General features: G+C 67.7%; 18 protein-coding genes. 9 read left to right on the forward strand and 9 right to left on the reverse strand.

The features are described from left to right. The first annotated feature begins 33 nt into the window (after positions 1–33). Complete coding sequence (locus A3M1_RS0100620) at positions 34–1,302, forward strand: amidase (protein WP_018387008.1); 1,269 nt, start codon at positions 34–36, stop codon at positions 1,300–1,302. Positions 1,303–1,453: 151 nt separating this feature from the next. Then, positions 1,454–2,218: an outer membrane protein gene (locus tag A3M1_RS0100625; RefSeq protein WP_018387009.1), complete on the forward strand. Its 765-nt coding sequence runs from the start codon at positions 1,454–1,456 to the stop codon at positions 2,216–2,218. A 76-nt stretch (positions 2,219–2,294) separates the two neighbouring features. On the opposite strand, the gene A3M1_RS0100630 is transcribed toward A3M1_RS0100625, so the two are convergent. From A3M1_RS0100630 to A3M1_RS0100650, 5 genes are all read right to left on the reverse strand, one after another. Continuing rightward, the gene (locus tag A3M1_RS0100630; protein WP_018387010.1) at positions 2,295–3,104 is read right to left on the reverse strand and encodes an LssY C-terminal domain-containing protein; all 810 of its coding nucleotides are present in this window, start codon (positions 3,102–3,104) and stop codon (positions 2,295–2,297) included. A 5-nt stretch (positions 3,105–3,109) separates the two neighbouring features. Beyond that, a complete protein-coding gene (metH, locus tag A3M1_RS0100635; RefSeq protein ID WP_018387011.1) occupies positions 3,110–6,853 on the reverse strand; it encodes a methionine synthase in 3,744 nt (1,247 codons plus the stop codon). 105 nt (positions 6,854–6,958) lie between these two features. Further along, positions 6,959–7,210, reverse strand: coding sequence for a hypothetical protein (locus A3M1_RS0100640; protein WP_018387012.1), 252 nt, complete (start codon positions 7,208–7,210; stop codon positions 6,959–6,961). A gap of 51 nt (positions 7,211–7,261) precedes the next feature. After that, the gene (gene metF, locus A3M1_RS0100645) at positions 7,262–8,200 is read right to left on the reverse strand and encodes a methylenetetrahydrofolate reductase [NAD(P)H] (protein WP_018387013.1); all 939 of its coding nucleotides are present in this window, start codon (positions 8,198–8,200) and stop codon (positions 7,262–7,264) included. Beyond that, positions 8,200–9,213, reverse strand: a complete 1,014-nt coding sequence (locus A3M1_RS0100650) for a metalloregulator ArsR/SmtB family transcription factor (RefSeq protein ID WP_018387014.1) — start codon at positions 9,211–9,213, stop codon at positions 8,200–8,202. The genes metF and A3M1_RS0100650 overlap by 1 nt, the downstream gene beginning before the upstream one ends. A 72-nt stretch (positions 9,214–9,285) precedes the next feature. On the opposite strand from A3M1_RS0100650, the gene tsaA reads away from it, so the two are divergent. Both tsaA and A3M1_RS0100660 read left to right on the forward strand, forming a co-directional pair. Beyond that, the gene (gene tsaA / locus A3M1_RS0100655; RefSeq protein ID WP_018387015.1) at positions 9,286–9,876 is read left to right on the forward strand and encodes a tRNA (N6-threonylcarbamoyladenosine(37)-N6)-methyltransferase TrmO; all 591 of its coding nucleotides are present in this window, start codon (positions 9,286–9,288) and stop codon (positions 9,874–9,876) included. 161 nt (positions 9,877–10,037) lie between these two features. Beyond that, positions 10,038–11,153 (forward strand): L,D-transpeptidase, encoded by a 1,116-nt coding sequence (locus A3M1_RS0100660; RefSeq protein ID WP_018387016.1) that lies wholly within the window; start codon positions 10,038–10,040, stop codon positions 11,151–11,153. 71 nt (positions 11,154–11,224) lie between these two features. Here A3M1_RS0100660 and A3M1_RS0100665 read toward each other — a convergent pair whose 3' ends face one another. After that, positions 11,225–11,857 (reverse strand): MOSC domain-containing protein, encoded by a 633-nt coding sequence (locus A3M1_RS0100665; protein WP_018387017.1) that lies wholly within the window; start codon positions 11,855–11,857, stop codon positions 11,225–11,227. A 206-nt stretch (positions 11,858–12,063) separates the two neighbouring features. On the opposite strand from A3M1_RS0100665, the gene A3M1_RS0100670 reads away from it, so the two are divergent. The 4 genes from A3M1_RS0100670 to A3M1_RS0100685 are packed head-to-tail and all read left to right on the forward strand — an operon-like array spanning position 12,064 to position 15,443. Beyond that, on the forward strand, positions 12,064–12,600 hold the full coding sequence (locus A3M1_RS0100670) for an HdeD family acid-resistance protein (protein WP_026221069.1): 537 nt from the start codon (positions 12,064–12,066) through the stop codon (positions 12,598–12,600). A 45-nt stretch (positions 12,601–12,645) separates the two neighbouring features. Next, a complete protein-coding gene (locus A3M1_RS0100675) occupies positions 12,646–13,800 on the forward strand; it encodes an OpgC family protein (protein WP_018387019.1) in 1,155 nt (384 codons plus the stop codon). A gap of 56 nt (positions 13,801–13,856) precedes the next feature. Continuing rightward, positions 13,857–14,594 (forward strand): SGNH/GDSL hydrolase family protein, encoded by a 738-nt coding sequence (locus A3M1_RS0100680; protein ID WP_018963932.1) that lies wholly within the window; start codon positions 13,857–13,859, stop codon positions 14,592–14,594. Further along, the gene (locus A3M1_RS0100685; RefSeq protein ID WP_018387021.1) at positions 14,595–15,443 is read left to right on the forward strand and encodes an SGNH/GDSL hydrolase family protein; all 849 of its coding nucleotides are present in this window, start codon (positions 14,595–14,597) and stop codon (positions 15,441–15,443) included. Positions 15,444–15,502: 59 nt separating this feature from the next. On the opposite strand, the gene A3M1_RS0100690 is transcribed toward A3M1_RS0100685, so the two are convergent. Continuing rightward, entirely contained in the window at positions 15,503–15,787 is a 285-nt protein-coding gene (locus A3M1_RS0100690) for a hypothetical protein (protein ID WP_018387022.1), read from the reverse strand. A gap of 229 nt (positions 15,788–16,016) precedes the next feature. Here A3M1_RS0100690 and prmB point away from each other — a divergent pair, with 229 nt between their 5' ends. Further along, positions 16,017–16,958, forward strand: a complete 942-nt coding sequence (gene prmB, locus A3M1_RS0100695) for a 50S ribosomal protein L3 N(5)-glutamine methyltransferase (RefSeq protein ID WP_018387023.1) — start codon at positions 16,017–16,019, stop codon at positions 16,956–16,958. A 57-nt stretch (positions 16,959–17,015) separates the two neighbouring features. Here prmB and A3M1_RS0100700 read toward each other — a convergent pair whose 3' ends face one another. Both A3M1_RS0100700 and tam read right to left on the reverse strand, forming a co-directional pair. Beyond that, on the reverse strand, positions 17,016–18,248 hold the full coding sequence (locus A3M1_RS0100700; RefSeq protein WP_018387024.1) for a lytic murein transglycosylase: 1,233 nt from the start codon (positions 18,246–18,248) through the stop codon (positions 17,016–17,018). Positions 18,249–18,303: 55 nt separating this feature from the next. After that, on the reverse strand, positions 18,304–19,071 hold the full coding sequence (gene tam / locus A3M1_RS0100705) for a trans-aconitate 2-methyltransferase (RefSeq protein ID WP_018387025.1): 768 nt from the start codon (positions 19,069–19,071) through the stop codon (positions 18,304–18,306).

Consider the following 19,071-nt stretch of genomic DNA (forward strand, 5'->3'; position numbering starts at 1 on the left):
CCGAACCTTTGCCCATGCGAGAGGCTTTAAGCCATGACAGAGATGCTTTCCGCCGCTGCCCTCGCCCAGGCCGTCCATTCCGGGCGCCTCTCCCCGGTCGATGTCGCCGAACGCTGCTGCGAGGCGATCCGCGCCCATGAGGACGAGGTGCGGGCCTTTACCAGCCTCGACCTGCCTAGGCTGCTGGCGGACGCCGCAAGGCCCGGCCTCGCCGCCACCCCGCTCGCCGGCCTGCCGGTGGGGGTGAAGGACATTCTCGACACGGTGGACTTTCCCACCGAGCGCGGCTCCAAGCTGTTTGCCGGCTATCGGCCAACCACAGACGCCGCCATCGTACGGATGGCCGCGCGCGCCGGCGGGCTCATCGCCGGCAAGCTGGTGACCACCGAATTCGCCTTCATGCAGCCGAGCGTGACGCGCAATCCGCGCCGCCTGACGCACTCCCCCGGCGGCTCCTCGGCCGGCTCGGCGGCGGCGGTGGCCGCCGGCATGCTGCCGGTCACGCTCGGCACCCAGACCGGCGGCTCGATCATCCGCCCCGCCTCCTTCTGCGGCGTCACCGGCTACAAGCCCTCGTTCAAGCTGCTCCCCGTGCTGGGGCTGAAGCCGTTTTCCTGGTCGCTCGACACGATCGGCCTGTTCGGCGCCCATGTGGCGGATGTCGCCTTTGCCGCCGGGGCGCTGACCGGGCGCGACTTCGCGCTCAGCGACGACATGCCGACCCCGCGCATCGCGGTGGTAAAGACGGCGCGCGCGCATTTGGCCGCCACGGACGCCCATGCCGCGCTTGATGCCGCCGCCAGTGCCGCCGCAAAGGCCGGGGCGAGCGTCTCCACGCTCGACCTGCCGGAAGCGGTCGAGGCGGCGGACGAAGCCCAAGGGGTGGTGCAGGGCTATGAGGCGTGCCTCGCCTTCGCCGATGAATGGGACCGCCACCGCGACGCCCTGTCGCCGACGCTGGCGACCTATCTGGAGGGCGCTAGCGCCCTCACCCCGGAGCAGTACGACGCCGCGCGGCGCACCGCCCGGCGCGGCCGCCATGCGCTGAGCGACCTCTATGGCGCATATGACGCGCTGCTCACCTTCTCGGTGACGGGCGAGGCGCCGGAGGGCTTCTCCAGCACCGGCTCGCCGGCGTTCAACCGCCTGTGGACGCTCACCGGCAGCCCATGCCTGAACATCACCGGCCTCACCGGCGCCACCGGCCTGCCGATCGGCGTGCAGCTGGTCGGCCGCTTCGGGCGGGACCGCGAGCTGATGCAGATCGGGCGGTTCCTGGAGCGGGCGATCTGCGCCGCCTGACGCGCCCGCCGCGCAGCAAGCGTCTGGCCGCTGACGAAAAGTTTACATCGCTCAAGTCGCGGAAAACGCTTTGTTAAGCACGCAGGAAGAGGGTTTCTTAAGTACGCCGGGCTAGGTTGGCCTCCTCACATTTTCCTTCGGGGGCGTACTCATGCGTATCAAGTCTCTTCTTCTCGGCACCGTCGCAGCAGCGGCCCTGGCCGTTCCTGCCTTCGCGGCCGACATGGCCTACCCGGTCAAGGCGGCGCCGATCGCCTATGTGCCGGTCTTCTCCTGGACCGGCGTCTATATCGGCGGCAATGTCGGCTATGGCTGGGGCGATGGCTCGGCGCCGTGGAACAACTACCTCGCCTACTACTACAGCGGCTTTGACTCCGCTGCGGCCAGCGGCGGCTCGGACCCCACCGGCTGGTCCGGCGGCGCGCAGATCGGCTATAACTACCAGCTGGAGAACAACGTCGTTCTCGGCGCGGAAGCCGACTTCAACTTCGGCTCGATGAGGGACCGCCTGAACTATACGGCGATCGATCTCGGCGACCCCACGCTGCAGGAGCTGGGCTCGATCGACACCAAGATCGAGTCCTTCGGCACCGTGCGCGCCCGCGTCGGCTACTCGATGGACCGCTTCCTCCCCTATGTCACCGGCGGCCTCGCCTGGGGCAATGTGCAGGTGAGCGAGAGCTTCACCTCCTATGCCGACGGCACGCTTGACGGGTTCGGCGGCTCCTCGCGCAGCGAGACGCTGTGGGGCTGGACGCTGGGCGGCGGTCTCGAATACGCCGTCACCGACAATTGGAGCGTCAAGGCCGAATATCTCTATATCGACCTCGGCGACGTCAACTGGGACGGCGCGTCGAACACCAAGATCGACATGTCGATGCAGACCCTCAAGGCCGGCGTGAACTACAAGTTCTGATCGCCACGCCTCTGCCTTTCGCGGAAAGCCCCGGACGAAAACGTCCGGGGCTTTTTTGCGTGGAAGCGGCGTTGCCTCAATCGACCCCCATCAGCGAGGCGGCCGCGCTCCAGACCGCGTTCTTCACGCCCACGCCGGGCGGCGAGGCGATGATGGTCGGCGGATCGGGGTTCTTCCGGCCATCGGCCACCAGCCTGGCGAAATCGACCTCGCCATCGGTGTAGTAGCGATCGCCGCCGCCATTGCGCCCGAACAGGGTCGGGCCGAGGCCCGTCACCTGATAGACCGACCGCACCATGCCGGCGGTCTTGAGATCGTCGATCAGCAAGTCGCGCACCGCATCGACATTGGGGCCGATGTGATGGGTGACGGCGCCGGTATAATGGCTGAGGCCGACGCCCCGGTCATAGGTGGCCGAGCCCAGCCAGACCGGCCCGCCATCCTTGCCGCTGTCGAGCACCTTCCAGAAGCGCACATGGTCGCGCTTGTCGGCGCTGCGGCCAATCTCCTTCTCGAAGGCGAGGTCCTCCACCCGCCCGTCATAATAGAGCGAGCTCACCGGCGCCTGCGGATCGGGCCGACGCAGCAGCACCGAGCCGATGATGGCGAGGCTCGACTTCAGCGTGACCGGATTGGCGGGCACCCAGCCGGCGGCGTTCATCGCCTGCAGGATGTCGCCCTCACTGCCAACCAGCCCGACATTGATCGGGTCGCCGGGAATGCCCTGCTTGGTCTGCGTCACCATGGGCATGCGCTTGATGCCGGGCTGGTGTTCGTGATGCGTCCACAGCCGCGGCAGCATCACATAGGCGAGCGCGGCCCAGATGACGAAGGCGACCAGCGCCCACAGCAGAACCCGGCGGGTCTCGTCGTCGATCGCGCTCATCGGCGTCACTCAGCCGCCAACCCGGCGGCCCCCGCCGGGTTGTAGTTGAGCACCGGCGCGAGCCAGCGCTCGGCCTCAGCCACGCTCATGCCCTTGCGCGCGGCATAGTCCTCGACCTGGTCGCGCTCAATGCGGCCGACGCCAAAATAGGACGCCTGCGGATGGGCGAAATACAGCCCCGACACCGCCGCCCCCGGCCACATGGCGAAGCTTTCGGTCAGCTCGACTCCGATCTGAGCCGTGGCGTCGAGCAGCTTGAAAAGAATCGCCTTTTCCGTGTGGTCCGGCTGCGCCGGATAGCCCGGCGCCGGGCGGATGCCGCGATAGGCCTCTTGAATCAGATTCTCATTGTGAAGTTCTTCATCCGGCGCATAAGCCCAGAATTCCTTGCGCACGCGCTGGTGCATGCGCTCGGCGAACGCTTCCGCAAGACGATCCGCCAAGGCCTTGAGAAGAATCGCGGAATAGTCGTCATGGGCCGCCTTGAAGGCCTCCGCCCGCTCCGGCTCGCCAAAGCCGGTGGAGACGCAGAAACCGCCGATATAATCGGGCACGCCTGTTGAGGTCGGGGCGATGAAATCGGCCAGCGCCAGATTGGTGCGCCCCTCGCGCTTGGCCATCTGCTGGCGCAGCGTGTGCAGCGTGGCGAGTTCCCGCGCCCGGCTGTCATCCTCGAACAGCACGATGTCGTCGCCCACCGTGCCCGCCGGCCAGAAGCCGACAACGGCGCGGGCGGTCAGCCATTTCTCCGCGACGATCGTATCCAGCATCTTGCGGGCGTCGTCATACAGAGCGCGGGCGGCGATGCCGACCTTCGCGTCGTCGAGAATGGCCGGGTACTGGCCGATCAGTTCCCAGGACTGGAAGAACGGCGTCCAGTCGATATAGGGCACCAGTTCGCCGAGGTCGTATGTGTCGAACACGCGAGTGCCGAGGAAAGTCGGCACCGGCGCCTTATAGGCGTCGAAGTCCAGCACCAGACGGTTGGCGCGCGCGTCCTCCAGCTTCACCCGCACCTTGTTGCGGTCGGACTTGGCATGGGCGTCGGCAACCTTGGCGTATTCGGCGCGCAGGCCGGCGACATACTCGGCGTTCGTGTTGTCGTTGAGCAGGTTGGAGACCACGCCCACCGCCCGGCTGGCATCGGTGACATAGACCGCCTGCCCGCGCACATATTGCGGGGCGATCTTCACCGCCGTGTGGACGCGCGAGGTCGTCGCGCCGCCGATCAGCAGCGGCACGGAAAATCCCTCGCGCTCCATCTCGGCGGCGACATGCACCATCTCGTCCAGCGAGGGGGTGATGAGGCCGGACAGCCCGATCACGTCCACCTTGTGCTCCCGCGCTGCTTCCAGGATCTTCGCCGCCGGCACCATGACGCCGAGGTCGATCACCTCGTAATTGTTGCACTGGAGCACGACGCCGACGATGTTCTTGCCGATGTCGTGCACGTCGCCCTTCACCGTGGCCATCAGCACCTTGCCGGCCGAGGAATCCTCGGTCGAGCCGCTGTCCAGCTTCTCCTGCTCCATGAAGGGCATGAGATAGGCTACCGCCTGCTTCATCACCCGGGCGGACTTCACCACCTGCGGCAGGAACATCTTGCCGGCGCCGAACAGGTCGCCGACCACGTTCATGCCGGCCATCAGCGGCCCCTCAATGACGTGCAGCGGCCGGGCGACGGAAAGGCGCGCCTCCTCGGTGTCGACCTCGACGAACTCAGTGATGCCGTTGATCAGCGCGTGGGCGATGCGCTTCTCCACCGGCCAGGTGCGCCAGGTGAGGTCCGCCTCCTTCTTCTCGCGGCCACCGCCCTTGAAACGCTCGGCCAGCGCCAGCAGGCGCTCGGTGGCGTCGTCGCGGCGGTTAAGCACCACGTCCTCGCAGGCCTCGCGCAGCTCCGGCTCGATCTCGCTATAGGGCGCGAGCTGGCCGGCATTGACGATGCCCATGTCCATGCCCGCCGAAATGGCGTGGTACAGGAACACGGCGTGCATCGCCTCGCGCACCTGCTCATTGCCGCGGAACGAGAAGCTGAGATTGGACACGCCGCCGGAGATATGGGCGTGCGGCAGCTGCTGGCGGATGGCGCGGACCGCCTCGATGAAGGCGACGCCATAGCCGGCATGCTCCTCGATGCCGGTCGCCACCGCGAAGATGTTGGGATCGAAGATGATGTCCTCGGGGGGAAAGCCGACCTCGTCGACGAGGATGCGGTAGGCCCGCGAGCAGATTTCCACCTTGCGCTCATAGGTGTCGGCCTGGCCCTGCTCGTCAAAGGCCATCACCACAACGGCGGCGCCATAGGCGCGCACCAGCCGGGCATGGTGGCGGAACGCCTCCTCGCCTTCCTTCATCGAGATCGAATTGACGATGCCCTTGCCCTGGATGCACTTCAGCCCGGCCTCGATGACGCTCCACTTGGAGCTGTCGACCATGACAGGCACGCGGGCGATATCCGGCTCGGCGGCGAGCAGATTGAGGAAGGTCACCATCGCCTTCTCGGAATCGAGCAGGCCTTCATCCATGTTGATGTCGATGACCTGGGCGCCGTTCTCCACCTGGTCGCGCGCCACCGCCAGCGCGGCGGTGTAGTCGCCATTGGTGATGAGCTTGCGGAAGCGGGCCGAGCCGGTGACGTTGGTACGCTCGCCGACATTGACGAAGGGAATGATCGGGGTGAGCTCGAACGGCTCCAGCCCCGACAGCCGCAGCATCGGCTCAATTTCGGGCACGACGCGCGGCGCGTGCGGGGCCACCGCATCGGCAATGGCGCGGATATGGTCCGGCGTGGTGCCGCAGCAGCCGCCGACGATGTTCACCAGCCCTGAGGCCGCGAACTCGCCGACCAGCTTCGCCATCGCCGCCGGGCTCTCGTCGTACAGGCCGAATTCATTGGGCAGGCCGGCATTGGGATAGGCGCAGACCAGCGTGTCAGCGAGGCGCGAGAGCTCGTCGATATGGGCGCGCATCTCCTTGGCGCCGAGCGCGCAGTTCAGCCCGATGGAGAAGGGCTGGGCATGCCGCAGCGAGTTCCAGAACGCCGCCGGAGTCTGGCCCGACAAGGTGCGGCCGGAAAGATCGGTAATCGTGCCGGAGATCATGACCGGCACGCGGATGCCGCGCTCCTGGAACAGCCGCTCGATGGCGAACACCGCCGCCTTGGCGTTCAGCGTGTCGAAGATGGTTTCGATCAGCAGCAGGTCCGCCCCGCCATCGAGCAGCGACGCCGCCTGTTCGCCATAGGCGGTGGCCAACTCGTCGAAGGAGGTGGCGCGGAAGCCGGGGTCGTTCACATCGGGCGAGATCGAGGCGGTGCGGTTGGTCGGCCCGATGGCGCCGGCGACGAAGCGGCGGCGGCCGTCCTTTTCCTGAGCGAGGCGCGCGGCCTCCTTGGCGAGGCGGGCGCCCTCGAAATTGATCTCATGCACCAGACTCTCCATGCCGTAATCGGCCATGGCGATGGTGGTGCCGGAAAAGGTGTTGGTCTCGACGATATCAGCCCCGGCCAGGAAATAGGCGAGGTGAATGTCGCGCACCGCATCGGGGGCGGTGAGGTTGAGCAGGTCGTTATTGCCCTTGAGGTCGCGGTTCCACGCCTTGAACCGCTCGCCGCGATAGCCGGCCTCATCCAGCTTCAATTGCTGGATCATCGTGCCCATGGCGCCGTCGAGCACAAGGATGCGCTCGCGCGCCGCCTGATGCAGGGCGTCGAGGGTGTCGGCGGTCAAGGTCGGGGCGTTGGCCATGACAGAGCACTTTCTACTCCCTCTCCCCGTCGGGGAGAGGGTTGGGAGTGAGGGGCTGCGGCGCGAACCCATGGGGTCGACGCCATCACCCCGTCGCGTTACAGGTCAATGACCCTTTTCGAGCTTTTCGAGACGCTTCTCGATCGCTTCGATGCGGTCCTCGAATTCGGCGGAGGCGTAGCGGCCGAGCACGGATTCACCATGCATGGCCTGCTTCAGGCTTTCGATCTTCTTATTGACAGACTCGAAGCCCGCACGGGTCTCTCTGCGGCTTTCCGCGACTTCCATTTTGGTATTCGCAATCTCCGCGCGGATCTCGCGCAGCAGCGTCAGGATGAAGTTGTCCGGCTCGCTCATCGACCGTCTCCGCAGAATGCCCCTACTATATGGCATTCCGACGCGAAATTCTCATGCCGCCGCCGCCCCGTTGCCCTGCCCGCTCGCGCCGTTGACCTCCTGCGGCGGGCGGATGCCGAGCAGATGGCAGATGGCGTAGACGAGATCCGCGCGGTTGAGGGTGTAAAAGTGGAACTCGGTGACGCCGCGGTCCACCAGATCGAACACCTGCTCGGCCGCCACCGCGGCGGCGATCAGCTTGCGGGTCTCGGGGTCGTTGTCGAGGCCCTCGAAGCGGGCGGCCAGCCAGTCCGGCATGTAGGTGCCGGTTTTCTCCGAGAAGTTCTTCGCCTGCTTGAAGTTCGACACCGGCAGGATGCCCGGCACGATCGGCACGTCGATGCCGCGCGCACGCGCCTTGTCGAGAAAAGCGAAATACAGGTCGTTGTCGAAGAAGCACTGGGTGATGGCGCGCGTCGCCCCGGCATCCACCTTGGCGGCGAGGATGTCGAGATCGGTGTCGAAGCTCGGGCTTTCCGGGTGCTTCTCGGGATAGGCGGAGACCGACACCTCGAAATTGGCGCTGCGGCGGATGCCGGCGACCAGATCGGCCGTGGTGCGGTAGCCCTCGCCATGCGGCTCATAGGTCTGGCCGACGCCGCCCGGCGGATCCCCCCGCAGCGCGACGATGTGGCGGACGCCGGCGTCCCAATAGCCGCGCACCACCTCGTCGACCTCGCCCTTGGTGGCGGAGACGCAGGTGAGATGCGCCGCCGGCGCCAGGCGTGTCTCCTTGACGATGCGCTCCACCGTGGTGTGGGTGCGCTCGCGGGTGGAGCCGCCGGCGCCATAGGTGACCGAGACGAATTTCGGTGCCAGCGGCGCCAGACGGGTGATGGAGTTCCACAGCGTGGCCTCCATCTCGGGCGTCTTCGGCGGAAAGAACTCGAACGAGACCGAAATGGGCCGCCCGCCGGCGCGGCGGCTGCGGCGCTCGACATCCGACGACATCAGGCGACCTCCTGCTTTTGTGGGGCATCGGCCAGCACGACACGCGGGTCGCGGGCCAGCCAGAGCGAAACGGTAAGCCGGCCCTCCCCGGACTTTCCCGGGTCCTTGGGGGCGAGCAGGCGATGGGACTGTGGCACGAGGCCGGCCTGGGCGAGCCAGCTCTCCATGATTTCAGGCGCGAAGCCGAGCCGGCGATGGGCGTGCTGCTCGCGCAGGAATTCGAGGTCGTGCGGATCGAAATCGACCACCAGCAGCCGCCCGCCGGGGCGCAGCACCCGCGCCGCTTCCTTGATGGCGCGCGGGGCGTCCTCCAGAAAGTGCAGCACCTGGTGCACGATCACCACGTCGAACGCATCACGCGGCAAAGCGAGATTATAGATGTCGCCCTGCCGCACCGTGGCGTTGCGCACCCCGGCGCGGTCGAGATTGGCCCGCGCCACCGCCAGCATCTCGGCGGAGAGATCGATGCCGACGCCGCGCTCCATCTCGTCGGCGAACAGCTCCAGAATGCGGCCGGTGCCGGTGCCGAGATCGAGCAAGCTGCCGATGCGCCCGCCTGACAGGGCGGCATGGATCGCCGCCTCCACCTGCTCCTCCGGCGCGTGCAGGCGGCGAATGGCGTCCCATTCATGGGCATGGGCGCGGAAATATTCCTGCGCGTGGGCGGCGCGGGCGGCACGCACCGCCTCCAGCCGCTCGCGGTCGCGCAAAAGGACGGTGTCGCCGGACGCCATCAGCGCCAGCAGCGCGTCGGTCAGCGCCGCACCGGGGGTGTCGACCGCGCGGCGATAGAACACCCAGCTGGCTTCGCGGAACCGCTCGACCAGCCCCGCCTCCGCCAGCAGCTTGAGATGGCGCGAGATTCGCGGCTGCGATTGGCCCAGAATCTCGGTAAGCTCGGAAACGGTCAGCTCGCCCTCGCCGATCAGCGCCAGCAGGCGCAGGCGCGTGTCCTCGCCGGCCGCCTTGAGGCCGTCGAGAAGCAGCGGGAAGCTGAGCGGGGAGACGGTCACGAGACCTCCGAGAGAGATATAAAGATATGTTTATGTCTTATTTTACCCAAACGCAAGAGGTTGCCGCAGTCCATGCGCGGGGTTGATGGGGACGGCGTCGATGTGCCCGCTGCGGGTGCAGGCGACGAGGCCGCTGCGGCTGGCGACTTCGGCGTCCGGCCGGGCGAGGTCACAGTGGACCTGCCGGCGACGCCCGATGCCGGGCTCTATTTCATCGGCCGCATCCGCACGCCCTGGACCCGGCGCGCCGACTGCCCGAAGAACGCCCATGAGGCCATGGCGCGGCAGGAAGTGTGCACGGTGGAGATCGACCCCGCCTTCCGGCCGGCGCTGGCGGGGCTGGAGGGCACCACCCATCTCTGGCTGCTCTATTTCATGGACAAGGCGCCGCGAAATCTCGTGGTGCAGACACCCCGCCGCTATGGCACCGGGCGCGGCACCTTCGCGCTGCGCAGCCCGGCGCGGCCCAACCCGATCGCACTTAGCGCGGTGAAGCTGCTCGGCATCGATGGCGGCACGCTGACGGTGATCGGCGCGGACTGCCTCGACGGCACGCCGCTTCTGGACATCAAGCCCTATTTCGCCTCCACCGACTGCCACCCCGACGCGACAGTCGGCTGGCACCGCGACCGCGACGCGGAAGCCCCGCCGGCGCCCGGTTGAGGTGTGGCCCGGCTGCATCAGCCCCGCGCCTTGCGCATAGCAGCCCGGAACGCTCTATTTCGTGAGGGCTTATGGTCTTGAACCTGCCTTGATCCTGCGTCATTCCCCTCGGCAGAAACATTTCCGCGCATTTCCGCGCCGACAGATTCGATTAAGGCTTGATGATGCTCGTTCGCCTCGGTTTCGTTCCCGCTGTCGCCTTCTCGGTACTGGCATCGGTCGGCACCGCCGCAGCCCAGTATTATCCCGTCGAGGGCCAGGACCCCGCCGCTCAGGGCGGTTCGGCCTATGAGGCGGCGGGAAGCCGCGCGATCGAGGATGTCGAGGTTCCGGCGGCCTATGATCCCTATGGTGCGCCCGCCAATGGCGCCCCGGCCCAGACCTACCAGCAGCCCCAAGCCGCCTATGGCACCCCGCCCGGCGTGCGCGACCCCTATGCCGCGCCGGCCCCGGGCGTACCGGCGGTCGCCAATGCTCCCTATGCTGACCCCTCGCGCCAGCCCACCGGCTACCCCCCGGGCGCCTATTCCGGCCAGCAGCCGGCCGGCATGGCCTCGCCCTATGGCCAGAATGCCGCCGCGCCCGCCCAGCAGCCCAGCTATGCCCAGCCCCATTACGGCCAGCCCGCCGCCTATGGCCAGCCGCCGGCCCCCGTGCAGGGCAACGGCGCCAATACCTATGGCGCCAACGGTTCCAGCGTCGCCATGCTGCCGCCCGAGGACCAGCCGGAGGAAGGCCCGCCCAAGGAACTTCCCGCCCATCTCAAGCACCAGGTGGTCGACTATGTGACGAAGGAGGCCCCGGGCACCATCGTTATCGATACGCCGAACACCTACCTCTATTACGTGCTGCCCGGCGGCAAGGCCGAGCGCTACGGCATCGGCGTTGGCCGCGAAGGCTTCACCTGGGCCGGCGCGGAAAAGATCAGCCGCAAGGCGGAATGGCCGGATTGGCGCCCGCCGGCGGAAATGATCGAGCGCCAGCCCTATCTGCCGCGCTTCATGGCCGGCGGCCCGGGCAACCCGATGGGCGCGCGCGCGCTCTATCTCGGCGGCACGATCTACCGCATCCACGGCACCAACCAGCCCTCCACCATCGGCCAATTCATGTCGTCGGGCTGCATCCGCATGCTGAACGAGGATGTGGAAGCGCTGTTCGACAAGGTGAAGGTCGGAACCAAGGTGGTGGTTCTGCCCGGCAACCCGCCGGCCACCGCCGCCGACGGCATGCCGGCCACCGCCACCGCGCCGGCCGATACCGGTTTCGCCGTCCGCTGAGCGGGCGCGCCGGCCATGGCCGGCATGAGACAAAGCAAAGGCCGGATCGCCCCGCGATCCGGCCTTTGCGTTCAGGAGGTCCAGACGCGCTGCGCCGGCACGCGGACACTGATCGGCGTGCCGGGCTTGAGCGTGCCGGCCCGCTCGACCCAGGCGACCAGCCCGCGCAGCCCCTTCGCGACTTTGGCAAAGCCGAGATCGGCGGCTTCCTGCCCGGTCTGTGCGGCAATCGCCGCCCCGGCATGGCGGCAGGGCGCGTTCTCCCCCTCCACCACCAGCGCCGCCCCGCCCTCGAAATGCAGCCTTGTGCCCGGCGGCAGGCCGGTGAGGCGCGGCACGCCCTCGATCAGCAGATTGGCGCCGATCCATTCCGGCGCGATCTGCGCCAGCCCAAGGCGACGGGCGATCTCGGCCAGCTCGTCCGGCGCGACCAGCGAGACCTGCCGCGTGTTGCGGAGCGGCGTGCCGCGCGGGTACCACGGCACGCGCGAATCCGCGGCACGGCTGAACCCGGCATGGCGATCACCAAGGATGCCTTCCAGCGTGACGACGAGCCCTTCCACGTCGCGGGTGGCAAAGCCCGGCCCGTCGGCGAGCAGCGCGCGCGCCAGATGCCCGGTGAGGCGACGGCCCGGCAGCGCCGCCGGCGCGCCGAACAGGTCGAGCGGGGGGTGATCGGTGGGAGTGCGGGGCGCGCGCGTCATCGCGGGGCCCGGTCAGGGTTCGACATCTGGTTATTCCATGACTACAGCTCGGCAGCGCCTGTCTATACGATAGGGCGCTCGTTCAGGACGAGTCGCTGGAACTCCGGAGGCGGGACGTCGTTACCGCGCTGCCGGTGTAGCGGGCAAGAATGAGGATCGACCACATGGCTTCGCAAACGGGCTCCCTCTCGCCGACACCGGGCGGCATGGTCGCCGGGCATCTTTCCGAGCTGCGCGCCAAATGGGGGTGGTTCGTCGCCCTCGGCCTGCTCATGGTCATGGCCGGCGCCATCGCGCTCGGCAATCTCGTGCTCAGCACCGTGGTGTCTGTGCTCTATATCGGCGTGATGATGGCCGTTTCCGGCGGCGCCCAGGTGATCCATGCCTTCCAGGTCAAGACCTGGGGCGCCTTCGCCTTCTGGCTGCTCGACGGCCTGCTGTTTCTCGCCGCCGGCCTCGTCTGCATCTTCGTGCCGATGGTCGCCGCCGAATTCCTCACCCTGTTCCTCGGCGTCTCGCTGATCATCGGCGGCGCGTTCCGCCTCGTCGCCGCCTTCCAGCTGCGCCCGGCCGATGGCTGGGGCTGGATCGCCTTCTCCGCCGCGATCGCCGTCCTGCTCGGCATTGAGATCATCGCGGGCTGGCCGGTCAGCGGGCTATGGGTGCTCGGCCTGCTGCTCGGCATCGACCTGGTGTTCAATGGCATCGCCGTGCTGTTCCTCGGCTTCGGCCTGAAGAAATAGCCCCTGCCGGTGCCTGCGCCCCTCGCCGCGACGGCGAACACTCCCGTGGAGCCGGCCGAAAGGCCGGCCCCACCCACCGCCTCCGGGCGCGATCTGCGGCTCGACCTGTTCCGCGGGCTGGCGCTGTGGTTCATTTTCCTGAACCATGTGCCCAACAATGTCGGCAACTGGATCACCAACCGCAATTTCGGCTTTTCCGACGCCACCGAGATCTTCGTCTTCATCTCCGGCTACACCGCCGCCATGGTCTATGGGCGCCAGCTCGATGCCAGCGGCGTGCTCGTCACCTCGGCGCGCATCCTGCGCCGGGCGTGGCAGCTTTATGTCGCCTTCATCTTCCTGTTCGTCATCTATCTCGCCGAAATCTCCTATGTGGTCGGCAGCTTCGAGAACCCGCTCTACGCCGAGGAAATGGGCGCGCTGCAGTTCCTCGCCGAGCCCGACGTGGCACTGGTGCAGGCGCTGCTGCTGAAGTTCCGCCCGGCCAATATGGACGTGCTGCCGCTCTACATCGTGCTGCTGGCGACCTTCCCGCCGATCCTGTGGGCGCTGAAGCGCTGGGCCGATGCGACGCTCCTCGCCTCCTTCCTGTTGTGGCTCGCCGTCCAGTTTCTCGGCTTCAACCTGCCGGGCTATCCCGACGACCGGATGTGGTTCTTCAACCCCTTCGCCTGGCAGCTGATGTTCGTGTTTGGCGGCTGGTGTGGGCTCGGCGGCAGCGACCGGCTGGCGCGGCTGGTGCATGCGCGGGCGGTGCTGGTGCTGTCGGTGCTCTATCTCGCGCTTTCATTGGCAGTGGTGACGAGCTGGTACTGGCCCCCGCTGGAAGGGCTGGTGCCGCCAGCCATTGGCGATATCATCTACCCCATCAGCAAGACCGACCTCTCGGTGCTGCGCTTCCTGCACTTTCTGGCACTGGCGGTGGTAATCGTCAGGCTGATACCGGTGCAGGCGCCATTTCTGCGCTGGGAAGCGGTGAGGCCGCTCATCATGTGCGGCCAGCACTCGCTTGAAGTGTTCTGTTTCGGTGTCTTCCTTTCTTTTGCCGCACATTTCGTGCTGAACGAGGTTTCCGGCACCGTGCTCATGCAGCTGACGATGAGCGTGTCCGGCATCGCCTTAATGGTAGGTCTCTCGGCAGTGCTGTCGTGGTATGCTCGCGCCGAGCGCGACAGAGCGGCGCGCAAGAAGGCTGGCTAGCGCGGTTCGACGTGGAACGCTGGATCTGGGGTATTTTGTTCGCAAGCGTCCTTTCCTTGGGCGGCGCCTCTGGCGTCGCAGCCGAGACGGCCAAGGTGTGCGCGGCGCCCTCCGCTCTCACCCGGGCCGGCTTTTCCCTGCCGCGCCTGGCGCGCTCGCTGGAGAAGAAGGAGCCGACCACCATCCTGGTGGTGAACAGCGCCACAACGACCAAGCGGCTGACCGATGCCGGCGCTGCGGGCAGCAAGAGCGTCGCCCTGCGCAGCTTCCCCAGCTATATCGAGGAGACGCTGCGCGCCCGCTATCCCGAGGGCGGGGTGGTGGTGACGACCCGCAGCCAGCCGCGCGCCACCGCCGAGACCATCCGCGACGAACTGCCGGCGATGCTGGCGGAAGCCCGGCCGGCGCTGGTGATCTGGCAGACCGGCACCTTCGACGCCATTCTGGGCGCCGAGACCTCTATTTTCTCCGACGCGGTGGACACCGGCATCGGCTATGTCCACGACGCTGGCGCCGATCTCATCCTGGTCAGCCCGCAATACAGCCCGCGCACCGACTTCGCCTTCGATATCGGCGCCTATACCAACGCGCTGCGCTGGGCGGCGCGTCTGGGCGGGGTGCCGTTCTTTGACCGCTACGCCATCATGCATTTCTGGGAAGACGAAGGCATTTTCGACTTCGACACCGCACGCCCCTCCCCCTCGCTGTTCGACGATGTGCATAGCTGCATCGGCCGCCTTCTGGTCGGCATGATCGTCGACGGCGTCGACCTCAGAACGCTCGGTTCCCGCTAGATGCACCTGCGCCTTCTCGCCCCCCTCGCCTTCTCAGCCCTCTTCCTCACCACCGCCCTGCCGGCGGCGGCGCAGACGGTGATCCCGGCCAGTTGCCCGGCGGCGAAGACGCTCGCCAAGCTCAACGCGCCGCTCGCCCGCACCTCGGCCCGGCTGCGCGCCGGCGAGAAGGTGGTGATCGTCGCCATCGGCTCTTCCTCCACCGCCGGGGCGGGGGCGAGCGTGCCCGATGCCGCCTATCCCAACCGGCTGCAGGCGATGCTGCGCGAGCGCTTTCCCGCCGCCGATATCAGCGTCGTCAATCGCGGCATTAACGGGCAGGATGCGCCGGAAATGCTGGCGCGCTTCGACAGCGATGTCGCGGCGCTGAAGCCGACGCTGGTGATCTGGCAGTCCGGGGTGAACGCCCTGTTCCGCGAGGGCGGCCTCGCCGCCGCCGACGCGCTGCTGCACGAGGCGATCGCCCGGGTGAAGGCGATCGGCGCCGATCTCGTGCTGGTCGACCCGCAATACGCCCCGCGCGTGCTCGCCGACGCCGATAGCGGGCCGATGGTGAACCTCATCGCCAAGGTGGCGGCGGAAGAAGGCGTGGCGGTCTATCCGCGCTTCGCGCTGATGCGCGACTGGCACGAAAAGGCATCCATGGGCTTCGAGTCCTTCCTTTGGAAGGACCAGTTCCACATGAATGACTGGGGCTATAACTGCTTCGCCCGCGACCTCGGCCGGGCCCTCGTCGCCAATATCGACTCGCAGCAGCGCTCCGCCGATGTGAGCGCGCCCACCTCACCGGTGGCGACAAAGCCGGTGGCGGCATCTGTCGCCCTGCCGGTGTCGGCCAGCGCGCCCTAAGCGAAGCGATCAAGCGTAACCCTGAGCGAAGCGATCAAGCATCTCCAGGAACGGCCGGCTCATTCGTCGCCCTTGCCGGAAAACGCCCCGCCGAAGCGCTTCATCACCGCGTCGCGCGCCTTCAGCACGCGGCGCTCGTAATCTTCCGCCATCGGTTCGGTAAGCACGCTTTCCAGCCCGGCGAGCAGCGCCCACAGAGCGGGGATTTCCGCCTCATCCTCGATGAAGTCGGCCATCGCCTCGCCATCGGCGTCATCCACCGTGCGCGAGAGGAACTCGAACAGCACGACGGCGACCGAGCGGTCGATGACAAGCGTGATTTCGTCGTCCGGCGCCTCGGCCATGGAATGTCCCCGTGCGAGAGTGTTTCCTTCCTATCGTCCGGTCACGCCGCGATGACAAGCCCATGCCTTGTCACGCCGCGATGACAAGCCCACGCCTTGTCACGCCGCGATGACAAGCCGGCCGACGGGCCGGCCTCTCACGCCACGATGACTCGTCCCGGTGGCGTGGCCCGGCTTGCAATCGCCGCCCCGCCGTGCTGACCCTTGCGCGAAACCGGGGAGAAGCATGATGGCGGCTGCGGACGATCTGAGGACGGTCAGGGATTTCGTGCGCTATGGGGTCAGCCGGTTCACCGAGGCCCGGCTGGCTTTCGGCCATGGCACCAGCGAGGCGCTTGATGAGGCGGCCTTCATGGTGCTGGAGGGGCTGCACCTGCCGGTGGACGAGCTCTCGCCCTGGCTCGATGCGCGGCTGACCATGGAGGAGCGCGCGCGTCTGGCCGATCTGATCGAGCGGCGCTGCACCACCCGCCAGCCGGCAGCCTATCTCCTCGGGCGCACCTATATTGGCGGCGTGCCGTTCCGCTCCGATCCGCGCGCCATCGTGCCGCGTTCCTTCATCGGCGAGCTGATGGCCGGCGAGCTGTTCACCGGCGGCGACTTCTCGCTGGTGCCGCAGCCGGAGAGCGTCGGCCGCGTGCTGGACCTGTGCACGGGCTCGGGCTGCCTCGCCATTCTCGCCGCCATGACCTTCCCCAATGCGCAGGTGGACGGCGTCGACCTCTCGCCCGATGCCCTCGCCCTCGCGACGGAAAACGTCGCCGAGCATGAACTGGCCGAGCGCGTGCGGTTGATCGAGGGCGATCTGTTCGGCCCTCTGGCGGGCGAGGTCTACGACCTCATCATCACCAACCCGCCCTATGTGGACGAGGACGCGATGGCGGCGCTGCCGGCGGAATACCGCCACGAACCGAGCCTCGCCTTTGCCGGCGGGCCGGACGGGCTCGATATCGTGCGCCGCATCCTCGCCGAGGCGCCAGCATATCTGACGCCCGGCGGCGGCCTCATCTGCGAATTCGGCACCGGCAAGGAAATATTGGAGGCCGAATACCCCCATCTGCCTTTCCTCTGGCTCGACACCGAGGATAGCGAGGGCGAGGTGTTCTGGCTGTCCGCCGCCGACCTCACGGTCAACGCCGATCTGCGCGTCATCAACCGCATGCCGCGCTGAACCCGCTTCGTCATCCCGGAACGGCCATCGGCCGTCTCCGGGATCGGGTGCCGCGCCTCAGCCGCCCTTCTTCATATGCGCCAGCACGGCCGCGTCGGGCCAGCAATCCACAGGGAGACCGTTGGCCTTCTGGTAGGCGCCGAGCGCGGCGCGGGTCTTCATGCCGGCCTTGCCGTCGATCTTCTCGGCATAGAAGCCTTCGCGCGCCAGAACCTTCTGCATGAATTCGAGATCGCGCGTCTTCACCAGCGCGATCTTCTCCCAATCATGGGCGAAGGGCCGGTCATCCTCGATGCGGTCGGCGAGATGGCCGACATAGAGCACATAGAGATCGGCGAAATTGTAGCTCTTGAGCACGAAGTAATTGGCCGGGGTCAGGAAGGCCGGTCCATAGGGCCCGGCCGGCATGATGATGGAGGCCTCGTCCTTCAGCGCCGCCGGCGTCACCCGGCGCCCGTCGGCAATTCTGACGCCCCGCTTCAGCCATTCGCCGATCGGCCGCTGCACCTCCGGCTCCGCCTGCGTGCAGTCGAAGCCTTGCGGCAGGGTGATTTCATAGGCCCAGCGCTTGCCGCTCTGCCAGCCCTTTTCCTTGAGCAGGCTGGCGGTGGCGGCCAGCGCCTCCGGCACATTGCTCCAGATATTCGCGGTGCCGTCGCCATCGAGATCGACGCCATAGGCGAGATAGCCGGTGGGCAGGAACTGGGTGAGCCCCATCGCCCCGGCCCAGGAGCTTTTCATGCCGGCGCGGGTGACATGCCCCTCGTCGAGGATCTTCAGCGCGGCGAGGAATTCGGACCGGAACTCCTCCTTGCGGCGGCCGACATAGGCCTGCGTCGCCAGCACCCGCAGCGCATCATGGCTGAGCTTGGCGCCGCCATAGGAAGTCTCGCGCGCCCAGATGGCGAGCAGGATCGGCCCCGGCACGCCGAACTGGCGTTCAAGCGCCGCGAGCTGCGTGCGGTACTGCGCCGCCAGCGTGCGCCCGCGCGCGGCATAGCTGGCGATCGCCTTGTCGGAGACATAGGCGGCCGGCGTCTGCACGAATTCCGCCTGCCGGTCCGGCGCCTTGGGCTTGCCGGGCAGCGCGAGGTCGGGCAGCGAGAAGTCCGGCTCCAGCCCGGCCGTCTCGCGCTCGAAGGTGGCGCGGGAAATGCCCATGGCCTGCGCCGCCGGCCATTGCGCGGCGAGCCAGCGCTCGAATCCGGCATCGGCGAGCGCCGGCCCGGCGAGGACGAGAAGCGAGAGGGCGGCGGCGAGAAGGGGGCGGCGGAGCGAGTGGAACATCATGCCCCTGAAATAGCGCAGATCGCGCCCGCTGCGAATGACGGCCGTGCCGGGCCGCTCAGCGCACCGCGACGATGAACAGCCGGGGAAAGCGCAGCAGCACCTTTCCGTCGACGCGGGCGGGATAGGCCTGCGCCAGCCGCGCGGTGTAGTCGGCAAGGAAGGCGGCGCGCTCGGCCTCATCAAGCGGCGCGAGATAGCGCCGCAGCCCGGTGGAGCGGAACCATTCGGCGATGGCGTCGGGCCCGGCCAGAGGGTGGTTGTAGAGCGTGTGCCAGATGTCGACATGGCGGGCCAGCGGCACCAGCCGGTCGTAATAGGCGCCGACACCGGGCAGCCGGTCGCGCGCCACGCCAGAAACGCGCTCCGCCCAGGGACCGGCAGCGGCGGCCTCTTCCATCAGCAGATGCGAGGGCTCGTTCACATTATCAGGCATCTGGACCGCCAGCACCCCGCCCTGCGGCAGCGCCGCCAGCAGCCGCGCCAGCACGTCGAGATGGTCCGGCACCCATTGGAACACGGCATTGGCGAAGAGGAGATCGGTGCCCTCGGGCGGCTGCCAGGTGGCGAGATCTCCGAGCTCGAAGCGGGCGCCCGGCAGGCGGGCGCGGGCCTGCTCAATCATGGCGGGGGAGTTGTCGACGCCGATCACCTCGGCATCAGGCCAGCGCTGCGCCAGCAGCTCGGTCGAATTGCCCGGCCCGCAGCCGAGATCGACCACGCGGCGAGGCCGGGCGAGCGGCACCCGCGCCAGCAGGTCGCGCGGCGGCCGGGTGCGCTCGTCTTCGAACTTCAGATAGAGGGCGGGGTTCCAGTCTTCGGCCAT

The sequence above is a fragment of the Ancylobacter sp. FA202 genome, assembly GCF_000380205.1.
Classification (GTDB): domain Bacteria; phylum Pseudomonadota; class Alphaproteobacteria; order Rhizobiales; family Xanthobacteraceae; genus Ancylobacter.